The organism is Pseudomonadota bacterium, from assembly GCA_027624955.1.
Classification (GTDB): Bacteria; Pseudomonadota; Alphaproteobacteria; order UBA828; family UBA828; genus PTKB01.
In genome coordinates this window covers 1-6991 of sequence record JAQBTG010000074.1, presented here as the reverse complement: position 1 = coordinate 6991, position 6991 = coordinate 1, and the positions used below count along the sequence as shown (strand labels likewise).

At 58.3% G+C, this 6991-nt stretch carries 6 protein-coding genes and 2 pseudogenes; 5 read left to right on the top strand and 3 right to left on the bottom strand.

Going from position 1 to position 6991, the window contains the following annotated elements; all coding sequences use genetic code 11:
• The 3 genes from modB to O3A94_16925 form a co-directional block, all read left to right on the top strand.
• The coding region (gene modB, locus O3A94_16935; GenBank protein MDA1357934.1) for a molybdate ABC transporter permease subunit at positions 1-212 on the top strand (212 nt) is incomplete at its 5' end.
• A 4-nt stretch (positions 213-216) separates the two neighbouring features.
• Complete coding sequence (gene modC, locus O3A94_16930) at positions 217-1320, top strand: molybdenum ABC transporter ATP-binding protein (protein ID MDA1357933.1); 1104 nt, start codon at positions 217-219, stop codon at positions 1318-1320.
• A 61-nt stretch (positions 1321-1381) separates the two neighbouring features.
• Positions 1382-1681 carry a cupin domain-containing protein gene (locus O3A94_16925; protein MDA1357932.1) on the top strand — a complete coding sequence of 100 codons (300 nt, stop codon included), beginning with the start codon at positions 1382-1384 and terminating at the stop codon, positions 1679-1681.
• Between the two features lie 102 nt (positions 1682-1783).
• Here the strand turns inward: O3A94_16925 and O3A94_16920 are convergent.
• The 3 genes and pseudogenes from O3A94_16920 to O3A94_16910 all read right to left on the bottom strand — a co-directional run bounded on the left by O3A94_16920 (position 1784) and on the right by O3A94_16910 (position 3179).
• Positions 1784-2332, bottom strand: a pseudogene (locus O3A94_16920) (glutathione S-transferase family protein).
• 2 nt (positions 2333-2334) lie between these two features.
• Positions 2335-2796, bottom strand: a pseudogene (locus tag O3A94_16915) (SRPBCC domain-containing protein).
• Positions 2793-3179: a metalloregulator ArsR/SmtB family transcription factor gene (locus tag O3A94_16910; protein ID MDA1357931.1), complete on the bottom strand. Its 387-nt coding sequence runs from the start codon at positions 3177-3179 to the stop codon at positions 2793-2795. Before O3A94_16910 ends, O3A94_16915 begins: the two are co-directional and overlap by 4 nt.
• Positions 3180-3378: 199 nt before the next feature.
• Here O3A94_16910 and O3A94_16905 point away from each other — a divergent pair, with 199 nt between their 5' ends.
• Together O3A94_16905 and O3A94_16900 are read left to right on the top strand one after the other, a co-directional pair.
• Positions 3379-4401, top strand: coding sequence for a substrate-binding domain-containing protein (locus tag O3A94_16905; GenBank protein ID MDA1357930.1), 1023 nt, complete (start codon positions 3379-3381; stop codon positions 4399-4401).
• A 103-nt stretch (positions 4402-4504) separates the two neighbouring features.
• On the top strand, positions 4505-6739 hold the full coding sequence (locus O3A94_16900) for an adenylate/guanylate cyclase domain-containing protein (GenBank protein ID MDA1357929.1): 2235 nt from the start codon (positions 4505-4507) through the stop codon (positions 6737-6739).
• Positions 6740-6991 lie beyond the last annotated feature (252 nt).

The following is a 6991-nucleotide window of genomic DNA, read 5'->3' as shown; positions in this document are numbered from 1 at the left end:
GCTTCGGTGAATTCGGCGCCACCATCACCTTCGTCTCCAACATCCCCGGTGAAACCCGCACGCTTCCGATCGCGCTTTACAGCCTGATTCAGGTGCCGGGCGGCGAGGGCGGTGCGCTGCGTCTGATGATTCTTTCTATTGTCATCGCCATGCTGGCGCTGTTCGCCTCCGAATTGCTGGCGCGCCGGGTCCGCGCCCGGTTGGATGGATAGGGCAATGCTGCAGGTCGATCTTCAGAAGCGCCTAGGTGATTTCAGCCTCAATGTTGCGTTTGAGGTCGAGGACCGCGGTATTACCGCACTGTTCGGCCGCTCCGGTGCTGGCAAGACGACATTGGTCAACATGTTGGCGGGGCTGCTCCGACCCGACAGTGGGCGTCTCCACATCGGCGGGCAAACCCTGTTCGATTCCGCAGCAAAGGTGAATGTTCGGGCGGAACGCCGCCGCGTCGGCTATGTGTTCCAGGAAGGGCGTCTTTTCCCCCATCTCAGCGTCAAGGCCAATCTGCTTTACGGCCGCCGCTTCGCACCGAAGGGCGAACGCTATCAGGATGCGGCGCAGATCATCGGCCTACTCGGCCTTGGCGGCTTGCTAGCGCGCCGCCCAGCGACCCTTTCAGGCGGAGAGAAACAGCGTGTGGCGATCGGCCGGGCGCTGCTATCCGAACCCCGCCTATTGTTGATGGACGAGCCCCTGGCGGCCCTCGACGCGGCGCGCAAGAGTGAGGTCATGGGCCATATCGAGCGTCTACGCGATGCGCTCGGCATACCCATCGTCTATGTCAGCCATGCACTCGACGAAGTAACCCGTCTCGCCGATCATATGGTGTTGTTGGCCGATGGCGGCGTGATCGCGACCGGCTCGGCGGTCGACATCATGAGCAGGCCGGATTTGAGCCCACATACCGGGCGCCATGAGGCCGGGGCGCTGGTCGAAACCCGGGTTTCGGGGCATGACGAATTTGGCCTCACCGAGTTGGCGTTCACCGGCGGTGTACTGCGCGTCGCCGGACTCGATCTGGCGGCGGGAACCGCCGTCCGGGCGCGCATTCGCGCCCGCGATGTTGCCATAGCCACCACGCGGCCGAGCGATCTCAGCATTCTCAACGTTTTTCCCGGGCGCGTCGTGGAAATGCATCCAAGTGGCGCGGCAGCAATGGATCTACAACTGGATATTGGCGTCAAGCTGTGGGCGCGCATCACAGCACGGTCGGCGCATGAGCTTGGCTTGGTGCCGGGCAGGGAGGTGTTTGCCCTCGTTAAAAGCGTCGCCATCGACCGCCATAGCCTCGGTCTGGCGCAGCCACCGAATCGCAATTGACCGGCTTCGGCGAAATTGACACTCTGCGCGAACGAAATTCAATATCACTGAGGAGAGAGACATGGGCGATAGCGCCGACATGGGCGATGCGGTACCGACCCAATTAATTGACAATGACCGCGTGCGCGTCACCGAATGGAAATTTTCGCCGGGTGCGCACACCGGCTGGCATCGTCACGAAATGGATTATGTCGTCGTGCCGGTAACCAACGGCCACCTCCGTTTGAAAGAGCCGGACGGCGAGCGCACGGTCGAGTTGGTACTTGGGCAACCCTATTTCCGCGAGGTGGGGGTCGAGCATGACGTCATCAATCCCAGCGGGACCGATGACGTCATCTTCATCGAAGTCGAGATGAAATAAGGCTCGACCTATTGCGCGCCGGTTCAGGCGGCGAGTTGCGGCTGAGTCGCCCCGAAGCTCTGGCGTGCCAACATGCGATCGGCCCAGGTTGATGTTCGGACATTTGTCGAGCGCCGCCTGGCCCTCCGCCATGGCCGGTAGATACGCAATCACAGGGGCGAGGAAGAAATCGGCAATGCTGGCCTGCGCACCGGCGAGATATGGTGAGGCAGCCAGCGCGCCGTCGACAGTCGCCAATTGGCTGTCGATTGCGGGGAGGTTTGCTTTCAGCGCTTCCTCATCCACCGCAACTCCGCGCTGCGGAAATACCAGACGCGGGACAATAAGGCCGCGGACAATTGTCGGGTATAAGTAATCCAGACAGGCGCTCACCCATTGGGTCATGATCGCTCGCGCTGCCGGATCGGCCGGTTGTAGCGCGGGGCCATCAAAGGCTTCGTCAAAATAACGTACAATTGCCCAAGTTTCGAATAGATGCACATCGCCGTGCGTCATGGCCGGCATCTTGCCGAACGGATGCAGCGCCAGATAACCGTCCGTGCCCATCGCGGGATCGACCAAGGTATGGGCAAGGCCCTTTTCTTCTGCAGCCAAGCGCGCTGTAAGCACATAAGTGCTTGCGGCAAATCCGTGTAAGATAATATCGGTCATGTTTATGCATTCCCTGTGACGTTGTCGTTGAAGCATTCAAGTGAACTGTTCCAGCCGTCGTTATGCGCCGCCACGGCGCCTTCGCCGGGCAGATTGCTGTGCGTTAGTTTGATTTCGGTCGCTTGGCCGACTGCGGTGAAAGTGATGCTCACCAACATTTCGTGCCCGGCAAGGTCGCCGGCTTCCCACACCCAGCTCATCGACAGGAAATCATGTGGCGAGATCTTTTTGAATTCGCCGTGCAGCCAATGTTCGCTGCCGTCCGGTGCGTGCATGCATAAGCGTTAGGCGCCGCCAGGTTTGGCGTCGAAACTGTCGACGACGGTATTAAAGCCCTTCGGGCCCCACCAATGCTGCAACTCCTCCCGATCGATCCAGGCCCGGAAGACATTCTCCCGTGTTGCCTGGAACACTCGGGTGAGTTCCAGCGATAGACTCTGTATTGCCTGTGCTTCGGCGATCATTCGTCCTCCTGTAGAGGTTCTAGCGTTTGATCATCTGGGTTTTGCTCGGCCTTATCCTGAGTGCGGCCGAGATATTCAGCGAGAGAGTCGAACTGACCCTCCCAGAACTGACGATAGGTCCCGATCCAATCCGATGCTGCCCTAAGCGGCGCTGCGTTCAGCGTGCAACGCCGCACACGTCCATCTTTGTGGCGCGTGATCAGGCCGGCATTCCTGAGCACGCGAAGATGACGCGAAACCGCAGGCAGCGAGATGTCAAAAGGTTCCGCCAATTCGCCGACCGACGAATGACCAGTCGCGAGTCGCGCCAAAATGGCACGCCGGGTGGGGTCGGCGAGGGCCGAAAAAACACTATCGAGCGGTTCAGATTTATATTTAACCATTATGTTAAATATAAAGCTGTGCGGGGCCTCGTCAAGGCTGACTGCGCCAATGATCGCTGTCGCGTTCAAACCGTGGCGGAAATCTCTCGAATCCGTGTCGTCTTGGCCGCGTCGCTGTATTAGTTTCACTTTGTCTTCGCAGTCCCGACAGGTAGGAACCATGATCGCAAAGCCGATTGGCCTCTTTTGCCTTTATATGATGGCGCTGTCGCTGGCTGTGTGGGCGGCGCCTAAGGCCGCCGCCGCCGACCGTGACGAGATTCGTATCGTCGGGTCCTCGACGGTGTTTCCGTTCTCCACCGCGGTGGCGGAAGAGTTCGGTCAGGTCACTGATTACCGAACGCCGGTGGTGGAGAGCACTGGCTCCGGCGGCGGGCTCAAACTGTTTTGCGCCGGCATCGGAGTTATGCATCCCGATATCGCCAATTCCTCGCGCCGTATCAAAGCGTCCGAGGTAAAAAACTGCGCCCAGAACGGCGTCAGCGACATCATCGAGGTCAAGATTGGCTATGACGGCATCGTCTTGGCCCACTCCAAGGCCCTACCGGCGGCGCGCCTCAGCTTGCGCCAGTTGTGGTTGGCCCTGGCCAAGCGGGTGCCACTCGACGGCAAGTTGGTGAATAATCCCAACCAGGTCTGGGCGGATATCGATCCCATGCTGCCGGCTGAACGTATCGAGATATTGGGCCCGCCGCCAACTTCTGGCACGCGCGACGCCTTTGTCGAATTGGCGATGGAAGGTGGCTGCAGGACATTCGCTGAAATCGCTAGTTTGAAGAAAAGCGACAAGGCGGCCTATAAATCACTTTGTCATTCGATTCGCGAAGACGGCGTCTACGTTGAAGCTGGCGAGAACGACAATCTCATCGTGCAAAAATTGCAGGCCAACCCCCTGGCGTTCGGCATTTTCGGGTTCAGTTTTCTGGAGCAGAACCGCGACGTCATTCAAGGCAGCGCGATCGATGGCGTGATGCCTGAATTCGATACCATCACGGACGGCAGCTATCCGGTGTCACGCTCGATGTATTTCTACGTCAAGGCCGCCCATGTCGGCGTCATTCCCGGGATTAAGGAATTCATCGAAGCTATCCTCGATGAAGACGCCAGCGGCACTTATGGCTATTTGACCGACAAGGGCCTGATTCCGCTCGACGATGCAGAGCGCGAAGCAGTGCGTGACGCGGCATTGTCACTTAAACCTTTGATATTGCCCGAGGAATAGCGCAATGCCGGCTCCGATAATCGACCTTGCAATGGGGTGGTTGGATGCGTGCCGTTTGGGCTAATTCTGCTATACTCGACGGCTCATTCGCAGGGGGTGCGGCGTGAAATTCAGATTTCTAAAGCGGTTCATAAAGCACTACAGCTGGGCGCATTTGATCGCCCTCTCTGTTTTGGCTGCGTTCGTCCTGTTACGCGCGACCGATTCCGCCCCTGTTCAACTGCTGCGCTACAAGGTGTTTGACGGCTTCCAGCAAATTACCCCGCGTGAAGACAGCAAGCAGCCTGTCGTCATTATCGATATTGACGACGAGAGTTTGGCGGCGCTCGGGCAGTGGCCGTGGCCGCGCACGCTGGTCGCACAATTGATGCTGAAGCTGAAGAAAGCCGGCGTCGCCGGGGTGGCCTACGATATCGTTTTTGCCGAGCCCGACCGCACCTCGCCGGGTTTGTTGGCCGATACCGTGCGCGGGCTGGATAAAGAGACCAAGGAAAAATTGAAAAAACTTCCGAGCAACGATGCCACCTTGGCGCGCATCATCAAGGGATATCAAGTTGTGCTCGGGCAATCGACCCAGCAACGCGAGCTCGAAGAGGGACGGGAACGGAAATCCGTAAAAACCCAATGGGCCAAGAGAAATCGCAGCCGGGTCAAAGGATTACAACCCGAGCCATTTCTCTGGGCGTTCCCCAGCATTGTTCGAAATATTGATGTGCTCGAAGATTCCGCCCAGGGAATAGGTGTGTTTACGTTTAAGCCTTCGGTGGACGGCATCGTTCGCCAAGTGCCGCTTGTCGTGCGGGTGGGCAAGAACATGTACCCGACGCTGGCGCTTGAACTCTACCGGGTGAGTACGCGTCAATCGACCATGGCGATCGATTATGGCCCGGGTGGAATCAGCGGCATTAAACTGAAAGGTCTCGACGTGCCGACCGACCGCAACGGTCAGATTTGGATGAAATTCGGCAAGCATGACCGCAGCCTTTACATCTCAGTGCTCGATGTGCTCAACGGCACCGTCGCGCCGGAGAAGCTGGCCGGCAAACTGGCCTTCCTCGGTACATCGGCCATCGGCCTCCTCGATATTAAGGCAACGCCGCTTGATGCCGCGATTCCCGGCGTCGAAGTTCATGCTCAGCTATTGCAAAATATACTCGATAAGAATTATCTGTCGCGCCCGCCCTGGTCGCTCGGCGCCGAACTCGTCGCCGTGGTGTTGTTCGGGATGTTGATGATCATCATGGTGCCGTTCCTGGGTGCCTTGTGGACGCTGGTACTCGCGGTCCTGACGGTGACGGTCCTACTGTTTCTGTCGTGGTGGATCTATGATTCCTACGGCCTGTTGCTCGACATGGTGTTCCCCGCGATTTCCATTTTCATCGTCTCGGTGGTGCTGACGTATCTCAATTACATGCGAGAGGAACGTCAGCGGCGCGAGGTGCGCGGCGCCTTCAGCCGTTACATGTCGCCGGATTTGGTGGCGCAACTTGCCGAAGATCCGAGCCGTTTGAAGCTCGGCGGCGAGATGCGCGAGATGACGGTTCTGTTCGCTGATATTCGTGGTTTCACCACGATCTCCGAGCAGTTCGACGCCGTCGGCCTGACCCAATTCATCAACCGCTATCTGACGCCGATGACCAATGTGATCCTGGAGCGCAAAGGCACGATCGACAAATATATGGGCGATTGCATCATGGCGTTCTGGAATGCACCGCTCGACGATCCGGACCATGCCGTGAACGGCGTGCGTTCGGCGCTGGCGATGTTCATCGAATCCGACAAGATGAACGTCGATCTCAAGCGCGAGGCGGAAGAGGAGAACAGGAAATATATCCCGCTCAAGATCGGCTCGGGCCTCAACACGGCCACCATCTGCGTCGGCAACATGGGCTCCGATATGCGCTTCGACTATTCGGTGTTGGGCGACGGCGTGAATCTTGGCGCTCGCCTTGAAGCTCAATCGAAGACCTATGGTGTCGACATCGTTATCGGCGAGAACACCTACGTCTATGTAGAGCATTTCGCCGTCATTCAGCTCGACCGCATTCAAGTCAAGGGCAAGACCGTGCCGGTCGATATCTACTGTGTGCTCGGCGACGAGGCCGTGAACGAGTCGCCGGAATTCCAGGCGCTACGGGAACGTCACGGTGAGATGCTGAACGCTTACAAGGCGCAGGATTGGTCGGTGCAGACCCGACTTTTGGATGATTGCCGTGAAATGGGCAAGGTGTACAAGCTGGACATTCTCTACGACCTTTACGAGGAACGGCGGGATGAATATATCGCCAACCCGCCCGGCGAAGAATGGGACGGCGTGTTCGTCGCCACCAGCAAATAGCGCAGGCGCCGCGCATCCTGATTTACCCGGACATATGAAAAAGTAACGGCGCCGCCAAAGGCCGCGCCGTACTACTCTTTACTCGGCTTCCCGCTCGGAGTGGGACGGAGCCGCGTGATCTTGGGTCGCGCGGCTATTCGAAGGGCCAGGCACGGATGAAATTGGGGTCCCCGTCCACCGGATAGTTTGCCTGACGTACCGAAGATTCTGATACGGAGGCCAGCGTTTGCGATTTGTCCGCAGGCTTACTGG